Below are 16,012 nucleotides of genomic sequence, written 5' to 3' on the forward strand. Positions count from 1 at the left end.
AGCACTCTACCACCCGCGCCGCCAGTGCCCCAGCCGGCCGGCCAGCCGGCCGGCGCGCAGCAGCGGGTAGAGAAAGGCCAGCCCGGACGGCAGCGGCATGGCGGCGCGGTCGCGCGGGCTCGGCCCGAACAGCTCGCCCGCGACCGCCAGCCGCGCCCGCGCGCTGCTCTCCAGCGCCATGCGCAGGGCGATGTAGCGCGCCAGCCCCACCTGAAGGATGGCCTGATGCTCCGTCTCCGGCACCGGCGTGCTGAAAACGGGGGCGAGGGTCGCCGCGTGGCGACCGGCGCGCACGCTCAGCCGCCGTTCGGCGGCCAGCGGCCCCGGCAGGCCGCCGCCGAACAGGCCGTCGGCGAGCGCCACCCCCAACGCCAGTTGCCGTTCGACCCCCAGCCGCCGCGCCGTCTCCAGCGCCGCCGCCCAATCCACGGCCGGGTTGCGCCCGGCCGCCGCCATGTCCCAGACCCACAGCAGCACCCGCCACAGATGCCGCGTGCCGTGCTGGGCGGCGTAGGCGAGCGCCAGATCGGTCGGCAGGGTGCGCACCGCTTCGCCCGCCAGCGTCACCGCGACCGCCACCTCGAAGGGCCGCGCCACCCGCTCCGGAAAGGTCGCCTCGCCGTCGCCGAGCCGGGTGTGCAGCTCCACCATCCCGCGGCCGCCGGGGCCGCGCAGCACCGTCGCGTTGTCGTCGCGCTGCGCCACCGCGTAGCCGAGCCGCCCCAGCGCCGCCAGCGCGTCGGCCTCCTGCGCCGGCCGCACGAGAAGGTCGAGGTCGCGGCAGGAGCGGCGGTCGGCCCGCCCATGCACCAGCCGGGCGAAGGCCGGCCCCTTCAGCGCCAGCGCCTCGATCCCCGCACCGTCGAGCCCCGCCGCGACCCGCGCCAATTCCGCCTGCATCCCCAGCACGGCCGCCGTCTCCCGCCGCCGCGGCCCGGCCAGGACACCGGTCAGCGGCCCCGGCTCCGCCACCGCCAGCAGCAGCCGGTGCCGCTCCAAAAGCCGCAGCACCGCCTCCGGATCGCCGATGTCCCCCCCGGCCACCCGCCGCCCCGCCACCAGATCCACGACCGCCCGCAAGGGCGGCGGCAGGGCATGGCGCAGGGGTGGGGTGGCGGGCATGGGGATTCCTGGGTCGATGTCGTTGCTCAACGCGCGACCATAACCCTCTCCCGCCGGAGGCGGGAGAGGGACGTTCCTCGCACCACCCTTGCCGTCCCCGCCCATCCATGATCGAATTCGCGGGTGCGGAACAGGAGGGAACCGGGACCATGCCCTTGTCGAAGGCGGCGCCGCGCCGGCACCTGCACACGCGGGAGGTGGTGTGCCGCGGCTATGAGCGGGACGACGGCCTGTGGGACATCGAGGCAACGCTGACCGACAGCAAGAGCTACTCCATGCCCAACCAGGACCGCGGTGGCATCGCCGCGGGGGAGGCGCTGCACGGCATGGCGATCCGCCTGACGGTGGACGACGATCTGGTCGTGCGCGCGGTGGAGGCGGTGACGGACCATTCCCCCTTCACCCAGTGCCCGGCGGCCACGCCCGCCTATGAGCGGCTGGTCGGCAGCTCGGTGGGGGCGGGATGGCGCAAGGCGGTGACGGCGGCGGTCGGCGGCGTGCAGGGCTGCACCCACCTGACCGACGTCCTGCTCGGGCCGCTGGCGGTCGCCACGCTGCACACGGTGCATGGCGGCAAGGCGCTGCGCCGCCGCGAGGCGGGGGAGGAGGAGGCGCCCGCCACCCGCCGCCCCGGCATCATCGACACCTGCCACGCGCTGGCCAGCGACGGGCCGGTCGTCAAGCGCGAGTGGCCGGCCTTCCATACCGGCACCTGACCACACTGGCACCTGACCACACCGGCACCTGACCATTGACGGGGGAGCGACGGGATGAGTTTCACCCACAGTCTGGCCGGCACCACCCACCGTTTCCCCGATCTGCGCACGCTGCTGGCGCGCGCCTCGCCCGCACGCTCGGGCGACGCGCTGGCCGGGCTGATCGCGGAGAGCGCCGCCGAGCGGGTGGCCGCGCAGATGGCGCTGGCCGACCTGCCGCTGCGCCATTTCCTGAACGAGGCCGTCGTCCCCTACGAGACCGACGAGGTGACGCGGCTGATCGTCGACAGCCACGACGACGCCGCCTTCGCCCCCGTCGCCCACCTGACGGTGGGGGAGTTCCGGGACTGGCTGCTGGGGGTGGCCGACACGGCGGCGCTGACGGCGCTGGCCCCCGGCCTGACGCCGGAGATGGTGGCTGGTGTGAGCAAGCTGATGCGGCTGCAGGACCTGATCGCGGTGGCCGCCAAGACCCGCGTGGTCACCCGCTTCCGCAACACCATCGGGCTGGAGGGGCGGCTGTCCACCCGGTTGCAGCCAAACCACCCGGTGGACGACCCGCGCGGCATCGCCGCCAGCACGCTGGACGGGCTGATGTACGGGGTGGGGGACGCGGTGATCGGCATCAACCCCGCCACCGACAGCGTGGAGGCGATGACCGCCCTGCTGTCGATGCTGGAGGAGCTGCGGCTGCGCAGCGGCGCCCCCATCCAATCCTGCGTTCTGGCCCACGTCACCACGGCGCTGGAAACCATGCGCCGCGGCGCGCCCGTCGACCTCGTCTTCCAGTCCATCGCGGGGACCGAGGCGGCCAACCGCGCCTTCGGCATCTCGCTGGCCCTGCTGGACGAGGCGTGGGAGGCGGCGAAGTCCCTCAAGCGCGGCACGGTCGGCGACAACGTCATGTATTTCGAGACGGGCCAAGGCAGCGAGCTGTCGTCCGGCGCCCACGAGGGGGTGGACCAGCAGACGGTGGAGGCCCGCTGCTACGCCGTCGCGCGGCGCTACCGGCCGCTGCTGGTCAACACGGTGGTCGGCTTCATCGGCCCCGAATATCTCTACGACGGCAAGCAGATCACCCGCGCGGGGCTGGAGGATCATTTCTGCGCCAAGCTGCTCGGCGTGCCGATGGGCTGCGACGTCTGCTACACCAATCACGCCGAGGCCGACCAGGACGACATGGACGCGCTGCTCACCCTGCTCGGCGTGGCCGGCTGCACCTTCATCATGGGGGTGCCGGGGGCGGACGACATCATGCTCAACTACCAGAGCACCAGCTTCCACGACGCGCTCTACATCCGGCAGGTGCTGGGCCGCCGCCCGGCCCCGGAGTTCGAGGCGTGGCTGGCCGGCAGCGGCCTTGCCGACGAACTGGGTCGCCTGCGCTTCGACCACCGCGCCGGGCCGCTGCTGCCGGCCCTTCCCCTGCCGTCGGAGGAGGCCGCCTGATGACCGGAAAGCCGAAGGGCAGCGTGGTGGTGCAACCGGACGGCTGGTCCGGGTTGCGCCGCTTCACCGACGCCCGCATCGCGCTGGGCCGCGCCGGCAGCGGCCTGCCCACCGCGGCGCATCTCGCCTTCCAGGCCGCCCACGCCCAGGCGCGCGACGCCGTGCATGTGCCGCTCGACGTGCCGGCGCTGCTGGCGGACATCGCCGCGCAAGGCTGGGAGAGCGTCGCCGTCGCCAGCGCCGCCCCCGACCGCGCCACCTACCTGAAGCGCCCCGACCTCGGCCGCCGCCTGTCGGCCGACGGCGAGACCCGCCTGTCGGAACCCGCCGCCGCGCCCGACGTGGTGCTGGTGGTGGCCGACGGGCTGAGCAGCACGGCGGTGTCCGCCAACGCCGTGGCGGTTCTGGCCGCCCTGATCCCCCGCCTCGCCGCCGCCGGCCGCCGGATCGGCCCCATCGTGGTGGCGACCCAGGCGCGGGTGGCGCTGGGCGATCCGATCGGCGCCATCCTACAGGCCCGCGCGTCGGTGGTGCTGGTCGGCGAGCGGCCGGGGCTGAGTGCCGCCGACAGCCTCGGCCTCTACCTCACCTGGATGCCGCGGCCGGGGCGGGTGGACAGCGAACGCAACTGCATCTCCAACATCCGCAGCGGCGGCACGTCGCCGGACGCCGCGGCGGAACAGGCGGCGGCGCTGCTGGCCGCCATGTTCGCCGAGCAGCGGTCGGGCGTGGCGCTGGGGGCCAGGGTGGCGACCGCCGCGGCCCTGGCCGCAGGGCCGCCGGACCCCGCGTGACACCCGCTCCGCTCACGCTTGCACGCCGGAGCCACCGAAACGCTCCTGCGCCGCCAGGAAATCGATGAAGGCGCGCACCTTGGGCGGGATGTGGCGGTTGTCCGGATAGACCGCCCACAGGTCGCGACCCTCGTAGCCGACCAGCTGCCAGTCGGGGAACAGCGTGACCAGGGCGCCATCCCGCACGGCGCGCGGCACCCCCAGGCTCATCACCAGCCCGATCCCGCAGCCCGCCGCGATGGCGGCGCCGGCCACCAGCGGCGCCTGGGTGCGCAGGAAGCCGGACAGCCGCACCCCCACCTCCTCCTCCCCGCGGCGGAAGCGCAGTTCATCCCACGGGCTGTCCGGCCCGTAGAGCACGCAGGCGTGCCCGGACAGCTCCGCCGGGTGCACGGGGTGTCCGTGCCGCGCCAGATAGGCGGGGGCCGCCGCGATGGCGTAGCGGATCGGGGCCACGCGCCGGGCGATCTGGGCGGGGTTGACGGGCAGGGCGGCGCGCAGCGCCACGTCGATCCGCTCCGCCACCAGATCGACCACGCGGTCGTCGGCCAGCAGCTCGACCTCGACCGCCGGGTGGCGGGCGTGGAAGGCCGGCAGCAGCGGGGCCAGCTCGCCGGCCGCCAGCCCGACCGAGGTCGCCACCCGCAGCCGGCCACGCGGCTCGCCGTGCAGCGCCTGCACCGCCGCCTCGGCCCCGGCCGCCTCGTCCAGCACGCGGCGGGCCCGCTCCAGATACGCCGCACCCGCCTCGGTCAGCGCGACGCGGCGGGTGGTGCGGGCCAGCAGCCGGGTGCCGAGCCGCGCCTCAAGCGCTGCCACCCGCTCGCTGACCAGCGACTTGGACAGGCCCAGCCGCCGCCCGGCGGCGCTGAACCCGCCGCCGTCGGCCACCGCGACGAACTCGGGAATACCGTGAAGGGACGTGCCCATTGTTCGAACCTGCGAACGATCAATCCGGGAAACGTCGGATTATCGCCACCAGTGGGCAGCCGTACAAGACGGGCGTTGCCACCCCCGCACGGAGCGCCGCCATGACCACCGCACCCCGAACCCTTCTCCAGATCGCCGGGGCGACCGCCCGCCCGCCGGCCCTCGCCCAGGCCGCCCTGGTCGTCATCGACGCCCAGAACGAGTATGTCGACGGCCGCCTCCCGCTCGACGGGGTCGGGCCGGCGGTGGCGGCCATCGCGCGCCTGCTCGACCTCGCCCGCGGCCAGGGGGTGCCGGTGTTCCACATCCTGCACCAGGGCAGCCCCGGCGGCGCCCTGTTCGACCCGACCAGCCCGGCCGCGGCGATCATCCCGGCGGCGGCTCCCCGGTCCGCGGAGCCGGTGATCGCCAAGCGCCTGCCCAACGCCTTCGCCGGAACCGATCTGGAGGAGCGGCTGCGCGCCACCGGGCGGAGCGGGCTGATCCTCGCCGGCTTCATGACCCACATGTGCGTCGCCGCCACCGCCCGCGCCGCGCTGGATCTGGGCTTCGCCAGCGCCGTCGTGGCCGCCGCCACGGCGACGCGCGACCTGCCCGACCCGCTGGGCGGCGTCGTTCCCGCCGCGGCCGTGCAGCGGGCGGCGCTGGCCTCGCTCGCCGACCGGTTCGCGGTGGTGGTGGCCGACGAGACCGCCCTGACGGTCGCCAGGGAGGGTTGAGCCGCACCGCTCCTCATCCATGGCGCGGCGTCCCCGGTGGCGGTACCATGAGCCTCCCACCGGAGGAGGCCGCAAGGATGAGCGTCGAGTTCCTGATCACGTCCCTGATCGTCGTCGCCTCCCCCGGTACGGGGGTGCTGCTGACGCTGGCCGCCGGCCTGTCGCGCGGGGCGCGGGCGAGCGTCGTCGCCGCCTTCGGCTGCACGCTGGGCATCGTGCCGCACATGGCCGCCGCGGTGATGGGGCTGGCCGCCGTGCTGCACACCAGCGCGCTGGCCTTCCAGACGCTCAAGTATCTGGGTGTGGCCTATCTGCTGTGGATGGCCTGGAGCACGCTGAAGGAGACCGGCGCCTTCCGGGTGGAGGCCGACAGCACCCCGCGCTCGGCCGGCCGGGTGATCGTGTCGGCCATCCTCGTCAACATCCTGAACCCCAAGCTGTCGATCTTCTTCCTGGCCTTCCTGCCGCAATTCGTGGACGCCGGGGAGGCCCACCCGCTCGCCCGCATGCTGGAGCTGGGGGCCGTGTTCATGGCGCTGACCTTCGCCGTCTTCGTCCTCTACGGCGTCTTCGCCGCCGCCGTCCGCACCCACATCGTCACCCGGCCCGCCGTGCTGGCCTGGATGCGCCGCGGCTTCGCCGGTGCCTTCGCGGCGCTGGGGGCGAAGCTGGCGCTGGCGGAGCGGTGAGCGGGCGGTTGAAGGCGCCGTCGGCAAGCGCTATAAATGACCAGAAATCTGGTCAGGAGTCATGGCAATGCCCACGGTCAACATCGCCGACGCCAAGGCCCACCTCAGCGAGTTGGTGGCACAGGCGGCAGAGGGGGAGCCGGTGTGCATCACCCGCCATGGCAAGCCGGTCGCCACGCTGACGGCGGTTCGTGCACCGCGCCGCCCGATCTCCCTGGCGTCGCTCCAGGCGTTGACCGACTCCATGCCCATGCAGAACGAATCCGCCGGGGATTTCGTCCGCGCCATGCGCGATGGCGACCGCTATTGACGGTGTATCTCGACACTTCCGTCCTGGTGAGCGCCCTGACCAACGAGGTTGCGACAGAGCGTGTTCAGCGCTGGCTCGCCGAGCAGGACCCGGAGGATCTGACGATCAGCGATTGGGTGGTCACGGAGGTTTCGTCCGCCCTGTCGATCAAAATCCGAACCGGCCAGATCGGGATGGAGCACCGGGCGGCGGCGTTGTCGCATTTCACCCGGCTGTGCGCCCTGTCATTCACCATACTTCCCGTGGCCGCGGCTCATTTCCGGACTGCGGCCCGCCTCGCCGACCAGCATGCCCTGTCGCTCCGGGCTGGCGACGCCCTGCATCTCGCGATTGCCGGAGATGCGGGCGCAACCCTCTGCACGCTGGATCGCCGGCTCGCCGACGCGGGTACGGCGGTGGGTGTGATCGCACGGCTGCTCTAGCATCACCCTTGTCCCCACCCCTTGACCCTCGGTGTCACCTCCCGTACATGATGGGTTGCGCCCACGATCCGGCGGCGGTTGCGCCGTTCCGATCCGGGGTGCCACCACACGACATGGCGCACACGGGGCAGGGCGATGGGCAGCACGACGATCGGGGTCAAGGTCGATGATCTTCTGCGGGACCGGCTGAAGGCCGCGGCCGAGCGCACCGGGCGGTCGCCGCACTGGCTGATCAAGCAATCCATCCTCGCTACGCTGGAGCGGGTGGAGCGGGGCGAGCCGGTGGACGGGCTGTTCACCGACCAGCGGCCCGCCGAGGAACCCGCCGCCGAGGAAGCGGCCGAACCCACCGCGGCCCCGCAGCCCTTCCTGGAGTTCGCGCAGACCGTCCAGCCGCAGAGCGTGCTGCGCGCCAAGATCACCGCCGCCTACCGCCGGCCGGAGCCGGAATGCCTGCCCTTCCTGATCGCGGAGGCCACGCTGCCCGCCCCCGTCCGCGCCCAGGCGCAGGAGGTCGCGCGCCGGCTGGCGGAATCCTTGCGCGGCAAGGCGCGCGGCGGCGGGGTGGAGGGGCTGATCCACGAATATTCGCTGTCCAGCCAGGAGGGCGTCGCCCTCATGTGCCTCGCCGAGGCGCTGCTGCGCATCCCCGACCGCGCCACCCGCGACGCGCTGATCCGCGACAAGATCGGCGTCGGCGACTGGGAATCGCACATCGGCCACAGCCCGTCGCTGTTCGTGAACGCCGCCACCTGGGGGCTGGTGGTCACCGGTCGGCTGACCGGCACCTCAAGCGCGCAGGGCCTGTCGGCGGCGCTGACCAAGCTGATCGGCCGCGGCGGTGAACCGCTGATCCGCAAGGGCGTGGACATCGCCATGCGGATGATGGGCGAGCAGTTCGTCACCGGCCAGACCATCGCCGAGGCGCTCGCCAACAGCCGCAAGATGGAGGCCAAGGGCTTCCGCTACTCCTACGACATGCTGGGGGAGGCCGCCGTCACCGCGCGGGACGCGGAGCGCTACTACGCCGACTATGAGCAGGCCATCCACGCCATCGGCCGTGCCGCCGGGCGCCGCGGCATCTACGAGGGGCCGGGCATCTCTGTGAAGCTGTCGGCCCTGCACCCGCGCTATTCCCGCGCGCAGGCCGACCGGGTGATGGCGGAACTGCTGCCACGGCTGACCGCGCTCACCCTGCTGGCGCGGCGCTACGACATCGGCCTCAACATCGACGCGGAGGAGGCCGACCGGCTGGAGCTGTCGCTGGACCTGCTGGAGCGGCTGTGCTTCCACCCCGAGCTGGCCGGCTGGAACGGCATCGGCTTCGTGGTCCAGGCCTACCAGAAGCGCGCCCCCTTCGTGCTCGATTTCGTCATCGACCTCGCCCGGCGCAGCGGCCATCGGCTGATGCTGCGGCTGGTCAAGGGAGCCTATTGGGACAGCGAGATCAAGCGCGCCCAGGTCGACGGGCTGGAGGGCTTCCCGGTCTTCACCCGCAAGGTCCACACCGACGTGTCCTACATCGCCTGCGCCCGCAAGCTGCTGGCCGCACCCGATGCCGTCTACCCGCAGTTCGCCACCCACAACGCCCACACCACGGCCACCATCCACGCCATGGCCGGGCCCAACTATTACGCCGGCCAGTACGAGTTCCAGTGCCTGCACGGCATGGGCGAGCCGCTGTACGAGGAGGTGGTGGACCGCGACGGCCTGAACCGCCCCTGCCGCATCTACGCCCCCGTCGGCACGCACGAGGCGCTGCTGGCCTACCTCGTGCGCCGGCTGCTGGAGAACGGGGCCAACACCTCCTTCGTCAACCGCGTCGCCGACGCCGACGTGCCGATCGAGGCGCTGATCGCCGATCCGGTCGAGCAGGCCACGGCGATCCAACCCCTGGGCTCCCCGCACCCGAAGCTGGCGCTGCCGCGCCGGATGTTCGGGGAGGAGCGGGAGAACTCGGCCGGCCTCGACCTCTCCAACGAACAGCGCCTCGCGTCCCTGTCGGCCGCCCTGCTGGCGGGCGCCGAGCATCCCTGGCGCGCCGTGCCGCTGCTGGCCGACGGTCCGCGCGACGGTGTGGCCCGCGCGGTGCGCAACCCGGCCGACCACCGCGACACGGTGGGCAGCGTGATCGAGGCGGACGCGGAAATGGTGGCCGCCGCCTTCACCCAGGCGGTCACCGCCGGCGCGGCGTGGCAGGCGACCCCGGCGGCCGACCGCGCCGCCTGCCTGCTGCGCGCCGCCGACCTGATGGAGCGGCGCATGCCCGTGCTGCTCGGCCTGATCGTGCGGGAGGCGGGCAAGTCCCTGCCCAACGCTGTCGCCGAGGTGCGGGAGGCGGTGGACTTCCTGCGCTACTACGGCACGGCGGTGAAGCGCGGCTTCTCCAACGACACGCACCGGCCGCTGGGTCCGGTGGTGTGCATCAGCCCGTGGAACTTCCCCATGGCGATCTTCACGGGCCAGGTGGCGGCGGCGCTGGCCGCCGGCAACCCGGTGCTGGCGAAGCCGGCGGAGGAGACGCCGCTGATCGCGGCGGAGGCGGTGCGCCTGCTGCACGAGGCCGGCGTGCCCCACGCGGCGCTGCAATTCCTGCCCGGCGATGGTTCGGTGGGTGCGGCCCTGGTGGCGGACGCCCGCGTGCGCGGCGTGATGTTCACCGGCTCCACCGAGGTCGCCCGCCTGATCCAGCGCCAGCTCGCCGGCACGCTGGACGCGCAGGGCCGTCCGATCCCGCTGATCGCCGAGACCGGTGGTCAGAACGCGCTCATCGTCGACAGCTCCGCCCTGCCGGAGCAGGTGGTGGGCGACGTGATCGCGTCCGCCTTCGACAGCGCGGGCCAGCGCTGTTCGGCCTTGCGCGTGCTGTGCGTGCAGGAGGAGGCGGCCGACCGCGTGCTGACCATGCTGCGCGGCGCGCTGGCGGAGCTGTCGGTCGGCAACCCCGACCGGCTGTCCACCGACGTCGGCCCCGTCATCACCGCGGAGGCGCAGCGCATCATCACGGATCACATCAAGGCGATGCGGGCCAAGGGCCACCGGGTGGAATCGCTGGAGCTTCCCCCCGCCACCCGCGCCGGCACCTTCGTCGCGCCCACCGTGATCGAGATCGACGGCCTGTCCGACCTGACGCGGGAGGTGTTCGGCCCGGTCCTGCACGTGCTGCGCTTCCGCCGCGACGAACTGGACGAGCTGGTGGACAGCATCAACGCCACCGGCTACGGCCTGACCTTCGGCGTGCACAGCCGCATCGACGAGACCATCGCGCGGGTGGCGGAGCGGATCGCCGCCGGCAACGTCTACGTCAACCGCAACCTGATCGGCGCCGTGGTGGGGGTGCAGCCCTTCGGCGGCGGCGGCCTGTCCGGCACCGGGCCCAAAGCCGGCGGCCCACTCTACCTGCTGCGGCTCCTGTCGGCCCGCCCGCCGGTCGATCCCGACCTGCGCACCCAGCCCGAACGCCGCCCGGCCCAGGCCGCCATCTTCCGCGACTGGCTGGCCGCCCGCGGCCACAAGGCGGAAGCCGGGCGCTGCGCCGCCTGGATGGGCCGCTCCCCCGCCGGCACGGTGCTGACGCTGCCCGGCCCGGTCGGCGAGCGCAACCTCTACGCCTTGCACCCGCGCGGCACCGTGCTGTGCCTGCCGCAGACGGAGACCGGCCTGTGCCTGCAACTCGGCGCCGCCTTCGCCACCGGCAACCACGCCCTGGTCCAGGCCGCCCCGGCCCTGACCGCCATCCTGCGCGAGCTGCCCGCGACCTTGCGCGAGCGGGTGGCGGTGACCGAGGACTGGCCCGCCGCCCGCTTCGACACCGTCCTGTTCGAGGGCGAGAGCGACGCGCTGCGCGCCGTCAACCAGACCCTCGCCGACCGCGACGGCCCCCTCCTCTCGGTCCAGGGCGCCGCCCCCGACGCGCTCACCGCCGGGACCGAGGATTACGCGCTCGCCTGGCTGGTCGAGGAACGCGCCATCAGCACCAACACCGCCGCGGCGGGGGGGAATGCGAGTCTGATGACGATCGGGTAGGGGGAGGCGGCGCACATTTCCCCCGAGCCGGGCAGGGGCAACTCGGCGGGGCTTGGGAAAGCCCTGTGATCCCGCGGTCCATAACCGCGAGGCCGACGCTTATGGATGCCGGGTAAGGAACCCCGGGATAATGTCATCCCTCACACTCTAAAAAAGAAGCTCAGCAGAAAGCACCACACAGACTGTTGGCATGCGGAGACGTGATTGCCCGCGACCGAATCATCGGGGGCTTTTATTTCCCCTTCATCTGCTTGCGGGCGTCCCCGGCGGAAATCGTCCCGGTTCGTTTCACCCCCCAAGGTCCAATCTCGATCACCTGCATCGGTGGAGGAGTGGGTTTGGTCTTGAAGCCGGCGGGCGATGTTTTCCCCACCCGACTCGCTTGGGTGGCGTAGAACTTTGTTTTCGCGATCTTCGATATGTGCAGCTTGTTCGCTGACGGATCCTCCTTGGTCATGTGGTCCTCCTGATTGCCTTTCCAGAACTACGATGGTGCCAACAAGCAGCAAAGCTACTATGACGGCGATCACCAGGATAGAAAACATTTTCGCACGCATGTCGGCACGCGACAGATTGATTCCCCTCACATTTTCCGCATATGTGGCGAGTTGGGCGGTATAAGCCTGTCGTATATCCAGGATTACCGTGTCGTATCCGGAGGTGTCATCGAAACTGGAAGTTGATTCGTGATATTGGACCAATTCTCGCGCATATTCAATAAGCTCAGACCCCTGCATTGGATGGTATTGTTCTCGCTTCTTGGTGGCATGAAACAAGAAAAATACCAAGGCGACAAGCAGGGCTGCAAGAATAAAACACAAAATGTATGATGTGATACTCAGATATCCAATTGGAAATGATGCAAGGGAAGGCTTGACAAAGCCTATCAAGGCCAAAAGCGCGCCAATCGACGTCGCAAAGAATGGCAAACTGCGAACGACGTTCTCCTCCTGATCCAGCTCCCGCTTCAAACCATCCGCGACAAGCTTTTCAACGTGAGCGAGGACCGGAGATGGCAATTGAACTAATGTTTCTTCGGACCCTGGATCGGTACTCGGCATTTTTATGTATACCCACCCAATTATGAATAAATCTAGAAATAGCATGAAAGCTACGAACCGTCAATCCAGCGGCCGAGCCACGCTTCGCGGCACCTTCTCACATGCAATGTCATTGAAAATGCAAATTGGCCTTGCCAGGCGCGACGTATTTTGAACCGCGCATCAATATCAACCGATCTCCCTTTTGATCTATTCGGGGCGAAGGTCGGTCACTCCGGCCCAAACCCTGCGCCGGCGAGCAAGGCTCGACCGTCCCCCTACCCCCGCGGCCTCTCATACTGCCGGTACAGCCCGTTCGCGCGCGTCAGGTGGTCCGTCATCGCCCGCGCCGCCTCTTCCGGATCACGCGCGGCGACGGCCTCGAAGATGCGGGTGTGTTCGGCTATCGTGATCTGCTCGGCGCCCGGGGCGCGCAGCAGGTCCACGTAATAGGCGGCGAGCCAGTCGAACATGGCCTGGCTGACGGCGACGTAGATGGGGTTGCCGGAGATGGCGGCGATCTCGCGGTGGAAGGCCATGTCGCAGGCGAGGAAGCGCGACAGATCCTCCAGGCTCTCGCGGTGCTCCCGGAGGCGGCGTTCGAGACGGGCGATGTCGGCGTCGGTGGCGTGCTCGGCGGCCATGCGCACCATGCCGCTCTCGAAGAAGGTGCGGGCGTCCTTCAGGTGCTCCAGGTTCTCCGGCGCGGTCGCCAGGAAATGCTTGGCGGTGCCGCCGACCTGTTCGATGATCGTGGCGGCGGTCACCGGCGTCACCCGCGCCCGCTCGCCATGGGTGATGGTGACCATCCCCCGGTGCGCCAGGGTCTGCATCGCCTCGCGGATAGCCGGGCGGCCGACCTGGAACATCTCCATGAGCTGGCGCTCGGAGGGGAGCTGGCTGCCGGGCGCGTATTCGCCGCTGGCGATCTTGGACATCAGCCGGTCCAGCACCTCCTGCGAGAGCTTGCGCCGCGGAATCGGGTCGATGACGGTCATAGCGGGTCCTGAGGGGGGTGTCTGGCGGCAGGGCCGGGCGGCCGGTGCCGCGAAACTGGTATGATGATCGCACCGGGGTGCCGAAAGCTCAAGCCGAAAAGGACCGTGCCGCCGACCATCCGCCACCCCTGCTACAGCCCCGGCCCTACCCCTCCGCCTCGGTCTCCTCCTCGCGGTGGGGGCGCAGTTCGGGGGCGCGGTTGGGGGCGCCGATCTCGTCCAGATTGTTGCCGACGCGCAGGCCGGCGCGGGTCCGCTGCACCAGGTCGCGCGTCTCCGCCTCCGGCACGCCCAGCCGCACCAGCGCGTAGGCCGAAATGGCCAGCGCCAGCTCGCGCTCGCCCACCGCCGCCATGCCGACGCCGCAGCGCTCCAGCCACGCCATGTCCGTCTCGCCCTGGGCGCGCACGACGGTGTCGATGTGGGGGTTCAGCGCCTTGGCGCAGGTGATCACGCGCTGCGCCTGGGCGGCACCGGGGGCGGCCATGACCAGCAGCCGGGCGCGGCCGACACCCGCCGCCTCCAACACCGTGGCGGCCCCGGCGTCGCCCCACACCACCTCCAGCCCGCGGGCGCGCAGCTCCTCGCAGCGGCGGCGGTCGAGGTCGATGATCACGAAGGGCCGCCCGCGGTCGGCCAGCAGCCGCGCCACCAGCGCCCCCACCCGCCCGTGCCCGACGATCACCGCGTGGCCGCTGCGGCTTCCCGGCACTGGCACCGGCTCGTCCGGCAGCGCGTCCTGCCGGCCCTGCACCCAGCGCGGAGCGCGGTCGGGGTTGGCGGCGATCCAGCGCGACACCCGGTCGGTCAGGGCGAACACCGCCGGGTTCAGGATGATCGACAGGATGGCACCGGCCAGCACCAGATCGCGCCCCGCCTCCGGCAGCAGCCCCAGCGTCACCCCCAGCCCGGCCAGGATGAAGGAGAATTCCCCTACCTGGGCGAGGCTGGCGGAGATGGTCAGCGCGGTGTGCAGGGGGTGGCCCAGCGCCAGCACCAGCAACGCCGCCGCCAGCGACTTGCCGACCACGATGATCAGCACGGTGGCGAGCACCGGCAGCGGCTCGCGCAGCAGCACCAGCGGGTCGAACAGCATGCCGACGGAGATGAAGAACAGCACGGCGAAGGCGTCCTGCAAGGGCAGGCTGTCGGCCGCCGCCTGATGGCTGAGGTCGCTTTCGCTCAGCACCACCCCGGCGAAGAAGGCGCCCAGCGCGAAGGACACGCCGAACAGCGTGGCGGAGCCGTAGGCGATGCCCACCGCGATGGCCAGCACCGCCAACGTGAACAGCTCGCGCGAGCCGGTGCGCGCCACCTGCCCCAGCAGCCACGGCACCGCCTTGCGCCCCGCCACCAGCATCACCGCGGCGAACAACCCGACCTTGCCGATGGTGGCGGCGAGATCCAGCCACAGATTGCCGTAGCCACCGCCATGACCATCACCCCCGGCCCCGGCACCACCCGCCAGCGCCGGCAGAAGCACCAGGGCGATGACCATGGCGAGGTCCTCCACCACCAGCCAGCCGACGGCGATCCGCCCGTCCGGGCTGTCGAGCTGGCCGCGCCCCTCCAGCGCGCGCAGCAGCACCACCGTGCTCGCCACCGACAAGGACAGGCCGAACACCAGCCCGGCCGCCAGCCCCCAGCCCCACAGCCAGGCCACCCCGGCGCCGATGGCCGTCGCCGCGGCAATCTGCGCCACCGCCCCCGGCAGCGCCACCCGCCGCACGTCCCACAGATCCTTGATGGAGAAATGCAGCCCCACCCCGAACATCAGCAGGATGACGCCGACCTCGGCGAGCTGGGAGGCCAGATCCATGTCGCCGACGAAGCCCGGCGTGTGCGGCCCCACCGCCACCCCCGCCAGCAGATACCCCACCAGCGGCGGCAGCCCCAGCCGGCGCGCCAGAAAGCCGAAGGCAAACGCGAACAGCATGCCGACGGCGATGGTGGCGAGCAGCGGCGGGGCGTGGTGCATCGGCAAAATCCCTGTCCCGCCGGTGGGTTGGCGGGAGACCCGGCCGGCGTGGTTCGTCTTCGGGTTGGGGAAACCGGAAGCGGCGGCGTCCGCCCCGGGCTAAGCCGGAACGTGGGTATTCGGGGGCGTGATTTAAACCGCCGGGCTGTGACGATCCGGGGGAAAATCCCCTGGCCCGGCGCCCGTCACCGGGCTCCCAGCCCGCGCTCCAGCGGCCGCAGCCGCAGGGCCAGCAGCAGCCCCAGCCCGGTCGCCGCGGCGATGTAGACCGGGGCCGCCGGCCAGCCCCAGCCGGCGACCACGGCGGCCAGCAGCGGCGGCCCGGCGAGCTGGCCGATGTTGGAGCCCTGCATGACGAAGCCGCTCATGGTGCCGACCAGATCGGGGCGCGGCGCGAAGGCGGGCAGGGCGCCCATCACGGTCGCCGGCAGCAGCCCGCCGACCACCGAATAGAGGATGGCCGCCGCGTAGCGCGGGGCGAAGGGCAGGCCGTGGCTGAACACCACCGCCGCGGTCAGGCTCAGGCCCACGCAGGGCAGGGCCACCAGCGCCCAGCGCGGCACCCCCCGCCGCGCCAGCCCGCCGGCCAGCAGGTTGCCCACCGCGTTGCCCATGACAGCCACCGCCCCCAGCACCGCCGCGGTGCCCGTCGACATGCCCATCTCCTCCACCAGCATGGTGGGTAGGAAGCCGAACACCGACATGAAGCTGGCGCTGTAGGCCGCGAACACCCCCGCCAGCACCCAGGCGGCGGGGCGCGCCGCCGTCAGCCGCACCGCCGCGGCCAGCGAGCCGGCCGGCGGACGCGCCCGCCGCGGC

General features: G+C 71.7%; 14 protein-coding genes. 8 read left to right on the forward strand and 6 right to left on the reverse strand.

The window, feature by feature from the left end:
* Positions 1-6: 6 nt before the first annotated feature.
* Positions 7-1,122 (reverse strand): nucleotidyltransferase family protein, encoded by a 1,116-nt coding sequence (locus HL658_RS31710; protein WP_180286048.1) that lies wholly within the window; start codon positions 1,120-1,122, stop codon positions 7-9.
* 149 nt (positions 1,123-1,271) lie between these two features.
* On the opposite strand from HL658_RS31710, the gene HL658_RS31715 reads away from it, so the two are divergent.
* Genes HL658_RS31715 through eutC form a run of 3 tightly spaced genes read left to right on the forward strand, consistent with a single transcriptional unit; the run spans position 1,272 to position 4,081 of the window.
* On the forward strand, positions 1,272-1,838 hold the full coding sequence (locus tag HL658_RS31715) for a DUF2889 domain-containing protein (protein WP_180286049.1): 567 nt from the start codon (positions 1,272-1,274) through the stop codon (positions 1,836-1,838).
* Positions 1,839-1,892: 54 nt separating this feature from the next.
* The gene (locus tag HL658_RS31720; RefSeq protein ID WP_180286050.1) at positions 1,893-3,287 is read left to right on the forward strand and encodes an ethanolamine ammonia-lyase subunit EutB; all 1,395 of its coding nucleotides are present in this window, start codon (positions 1,893-1,895) and stop codon (positions 3,285-3,287) included.
* A complete protein-coding gene (gene eutC / locus HL658_RS31725) occupies positions 3,287-4,081 on the forward strand; it encodes an ethanolamine ammonia-lyase subunit EutC (RefSeq protein WP_180286051.1) in 795 nt (264 codons plus the stop codon). The genes HL658_RS31720 and eutC overlap by 1 nt, the downstream gene beginning before the upstream one ends.
* Before the next feature lie 12 nt (positions 4,082-4,093).
* On the opposite strand, the gene HL658_RS31730 is transcribed toward eutC, so the two are convergent.
* Complete coding sequence (locus HL658_RS31730; protein ID WP_180286052.1) at positions 4,094-5,011, reverse strand: LysR family transcriptional regulator; 918 nt, start codon at positions 5,009-5,011, stop codon at positions 4,094-4,096.
* Positions 5,012-5,112: 101 nt separating this feature from the next.
* Between HL658_RS31730 and HL658_RS31735 the strand changes: the two genes are divergently transcribed.
* From HL658_RS31735 to putA, 5 genes are all read left to right on the forward strand, one after another.
* A complete protein-coding gene (locus HL658_RS31735) occupies positions 5,113-5,730 on the forward strand; it encodes an isochorismatase family protein (protein ID WP_180286053.1) in 618 nt (205 codons plus the stop codon).
* A gap of 77 nt (positions 5,731-5,807) precedes the next feature.
* On the forward strand, positions 5,808-6,419 hold the full coding sequence (locus tag HL658_RS31740) for a LysE family translocator (protein WP_180286054.1): 612 nt from the start codon (positions 5,808-5,810) through the stop codon (positions 6,417-6,419).
* A gap of 67 nt (positions 6,420-6,486) precedes the next feature.
* Positions 6,487-6,729, forward strand: coding sequence for a type II toxin-antitoxin system Phd/YefM family antitoxin (locus tag HL658_RS31745; RefSeq protein WP_180286055.1), 243 nt, complete (start codon positions 6,487-6,489; stop codon positions 6,727-6,729).
* Between the two features lie 2 nt (positions 6,730-6,731).
* Positions 6,732-7,151 carry a type II toxin-antitoxin system VapC family toxin gene (locus HL658_RS31750; protein ID WP_425485400.1) on the forward strand — a complete coding sequence of 140 codons (420 nt, stop codon included), beginning with the start codon at positions 6,732-6,734 and terminating at the stop codon, positions 7,149-7,151.
* A gap of 135 nt (positions 7,152-7,286) precedes the next feature.
* Positions 7,287-11,177, forward strand: a complete 3,891-nt coding sequence (gene putA / locus HL658_RS31755) for a trifunctional transcriptional regulator/proline dehydrogenase/L-glutamate gamma-semialdehyde dehydrogenase (protein ID WP_180286057.1) — start codon at positions 7,287-7,289, stop codon at positions 11,175-11,177.
* A gap of 140 nt (positions 11,178-11,317) precedes the next feature.
* Here putA and HL658_RS31760 read toward each other — a convergent pair whose 3' ends face one another.
* The 4 genes from HL658_RS31760 to HL658_RS31775 all read right to left on the reverse strand — a co-directional run.
* On the reverse strand, positions 11,318-12,238 hold the full coding sequence (locus HL658_RS31760; protein WP_180286058.1) for a tripartite tricarboxylate transporter TctB family protein: 921 nt from the start codon (positions 12,236-12,238) through the stop codon (positions 11,318-11,320).
* A gap of 257 nt (positions 12,239-12,495) precedes the next feature.
* A complete protein-coding gene (locus HL658_RS31765) occupies positions 12,496-13,215 on the reverse strand; it encodes a transcriptional regulator NanR (protein WP_180286059.1) in 720 nt (239 codons plus the stop codon).
* Between the two features lie 145 nt (positions 13,216-13,360).
* Positions 13,361-15,193, reverse strand: coding sequence for a cation:proton antiporter domain-containing protein (locus tag HL658_RS31770; RefSeq protein WP_180286060.1), 1,833 nt, complete (start codon positions 15,191-15,193; stop codon positions 13,361-13,363).
* A 185-nt stretch (positions 15,194-15,378) separates the two neighbouring features.
* Positions 15,379-16,012 (reverse strand): MFS transporter (locus HL658_RS31775; RefSeq protein ID WP_180287700.1); only part of this gene is annotated, 634 nt, incomplete at its 5' end.

The organism is Azospirillum oleiclasticum, assembly GCF_013423485.1.
GTDB lineage: Bacteria > Pseudomonadota > Alphaproteobacteria > Azospirillales > Azospirillaceae > Azospirillum > Azospirillum oleiclasticum.

Bases quoted from the DNA above. Each gene is read 5' to 3' on its own strand.
- HL658_RS31710 (WP_180286048.1), bottom strand. From the start codon at position 1,122: ATGCCCGCCACCCCACCCCTGCGCCATGCCCTGCCGCCGCCCTTGCGG.
- HL658_RS31715 (WP_180286049.1), top strand. From the start codon at position 1,272: ATGCCCTTGTCGAAGGCGGCGCCGCGCCGGCACCTGCACACGCGGGAG.
- HL658_RS31720 (WP_180286050.1), top strand. From the start codon at position 1,893: ATGAGTTTCACCCACAGTCTGGCCGGCACCACCCACCGTTTCCCCGAT.
- eutC (WP_180286051.1), top strand. From the start codon at position 3,287: ATGACCGGAAAGCCGAAGGGCAGCGTGGTGGTGCAACCGGACGGCTGG.
- HL658_RS31730 (WP_180286052.1), bottom strand. From the start codon at position 5,011: ATGGGCACGTCCCTTCACGGTATTCCCGAGTTCGTCGCGGTGGCCGAC.
- HL658_RS31735 (WP_180286053.1), top strand. From the start codon at position 5,113: ATGACCACCGCACCCCGAACCCTTCTCCAGATCGCCGGGGCGACCGCC.
- HL658_RS31740 (WP_180286054.1), top strand. From the start codon at position 5,808: ATGAGCGTCGAGTTCCTGATCACGTCCCTGATCGTCGTCGCCTCCCCC.
- HL658_RS31745 (WP_180286055.1), top strand. From the start codon at position 6,487: ATGCCCACGGTCAACATCGCCGACGCCAAGGCCCACCTCAGCGAGTTG.
- putA (WP_180286057.1), top strand. From the start codon at position 7,287: ATGGGCAGCACGACGATCGGGGTCAAGGTCGATGATCTTCTGCGGGAC.
- HL658_RS31760 (WP_180286058.1), bottom strand. From the start codon at position 12,238: ATGCCGAGTACCGATCCAGGGTCCGAAGAAACATTAGTTCAATTGCCA.
- HL658_RS31765 (WP_180286059.1), bottom strand. From the start codon at position 13,215: ATGACCGTCATCGACCCGATTCCGCGGCGCAAGCTCTCGCAGGAGGTG.
- HL658_RS31770 (WP_180286060.1), bottom strand. From the start codon at position 15,193: ATGCACCACGCCCCGCCGCTGCTCGCCACCATCGCCGTCGGCATGCTG.